Source organism: Pseudactinotalea sp., assembly GCF_048594945.1.
Lineage (GTDB): Bacteria > Actinomycetota > Actinomycetes > Actinomycetales > Beutenbergiaceae > Pseudactinotalea.
The window spans coordinates 1-1,912 of record NZ_JBMDXJ010000366.1; the positions used below are offsets into that span (position 1 = coordinate 1).

The window sequence follows — 1,912 nt, forward strand, 5'->3', positions numbered from 1 at the left end:
CTCTCGACCCGTCGCGGCACCGGCGAACCCAGGGGACGTCGCTCGGGTGCAGGCTGCTCCTCGACCGGCAGAGCAGGTGGTTCGGGAACCACCGTGCCGTGCGAACGGGCCAGGATGCTCGTGAACTGTCCGGCGATGAGCTCCAGGTCGAACTTCTCCTCCGCCACTGACCGCGCCCGCGAACCGATCACCTCGACCGACTCCGGGGCCGCGTGGAGCTTCTCCAACCACTCGATCGCCCCCTCCGCGCCGTCGCACGTCGGTGGGCCGACATGGCCACCCGTCGCGAGGACGTCGAGCGCCGCCGGGTTGTCCTCCGGCATGAGACCCAGGATCGGGCGACCGGCCGCCATGTACGACAGCACCTTGCTCGGGATGGAGAACGCCGTGGCGTCAGGCTCCAGCAGCGCCACGAGCACATCAGCCGAACCGAGCACGTCGGGCAGGTCGCCGGCGGGCTGGAACGGCAGGACACGCAGGTCGAGATCCGGGTTCGCGGCGGCCGCCTCGCGCAGGTCGTCGGCGCCCTCACCTTCCGAGACCACCGTCAGCGACGCCGGCACACCACGATTCCGCGTGGCCTGCAGGATGTCGACGAGCAGCATCGGGTTGTGCTTGCGGCCGAGCGTGCCGGCGTACAGCAGGCGCAGCGCGTCCTTGGCGGGGAACAGGTCCGTGGAGCGCGGATTCTCCCGCTCGACCGGGAACACCTTGTCCAGCGGAGCCCAGTTGGGGATGACCGAGACGTCCTCCTCCGGCACCGACCACCGACGGTACGTGTCGGTGAAGCCGTCACCGATCGCGACGACATGGGCCGCGCCGCGTGCGCAGTACGCCTCCATCGCGTCGAGCACCTTGGCGCCGATCGCGGCGAGCGGCCGTGGGAACCGGCGCCGCAGCTCGTCCGCGAGGCCGACGCTGTAGACGTCCTGGTGCCACATGACCCACGGCTGCTGCGCGCGTCGTGCCCACCGGGCGAACCGGAACAGCGAGACCAGTGGGACGTTGGAGGCGATGACCACGTCGTCCTCGCGCGTGCGCTGACGCTCGATCCACGCCTTGCCGTACGCCCGCTCGAACCGCAGCCGGGTCCACGGCGAGTACTTCGCGAACGGCAGATCGAGCTTCAGGCCGAAGAAGGACAGACCCGGCGCGTCGTCCTCGAGCGCCTCGAGGTGCCCCTTGCCGCTGACGTACTGCTCGGCGTGCAGGTGCTCGACGGTGTGGCCCTTCGCGGCCAGCGCGCGGGACAGCTCAGCCTGGAACGGGTGACCGGAGAAGTCGTGGACGAGGATGCGCACGGTCAGGCCGTCAGCTGGTCGTGGATCCAGGAATAGGTCTTCTCCAGGCCCTCACGCAGCGAGATCGAGGGCTCCCAGCCGTAGATGCTGTGGAAGAGCGTGTTGTCGCTGTTGCGACCCCGCACGCCCTGCGGTGCGTCGAGCTTGTAGTTGCGCTGCAAGGTGATGCCGGCGATGTCCTCGAGGATGTCGACCATCTGGTTGATCGTCACCAGCTCGGCCGAACCCAGGTTGACCGGCTCGACGTTCTCGCCGGCCAGGATCTCCTTCGTGCCCCGCACGCAGTCGTCGATGTACATGAAGCTGCGGCTCTGCTCGCCGTCGCCCCAGATCTCGATCGAGTGGTCGCCACTGAGCTTGGCCTGCGCCACCTTGCGCGACAGCGCCGCCGGGGCCTTCTCCCTGCCGCCGTCGTACGTACCCTCCGGGCCGTACACGTTGTGGTAGCGAGCCACCCGCGTCTCCAGGCCGAAGTCCTCACGGAAGTGCCGCGCCATCCGCTCGCTGAAGAGCTTCTCCCAGCCATAGCCGTCCTCCGGATCGGCCGGGTAGGCGTCGGCTTCCTTCAGTGCGGTGACGTTCGGGTCGGTCTGCTTGTCGCCGGCGTACAC

At 69.0% G+C, this 1,912-nt stretch carries 2 protein-coding genes; both read right to left on the reverse strand.

Annotated elements, in window-relative coordinates:
- Nucleotides 1-1,301: glycosyltransferase family 4 protein (locus tag ACOJSN_RS16770; RefSeq protein ID WP_420113636.1), on the reverse strand; the 1,301-nt coding region annotated here is incomplete at its 3' end.
- Nucleotides 1,302-1,303: 2 nt separating this feature from the next.
- Nucleotides 1,304-1,912 (reverse strand): NAD-dependent epimerase/dehydratase family protein (locus tag ACOJSN_RS16775; RefSeq protein ID WP_420113637.1); only part of this gene is annotated, 609 nt, incomplete at its 5' end.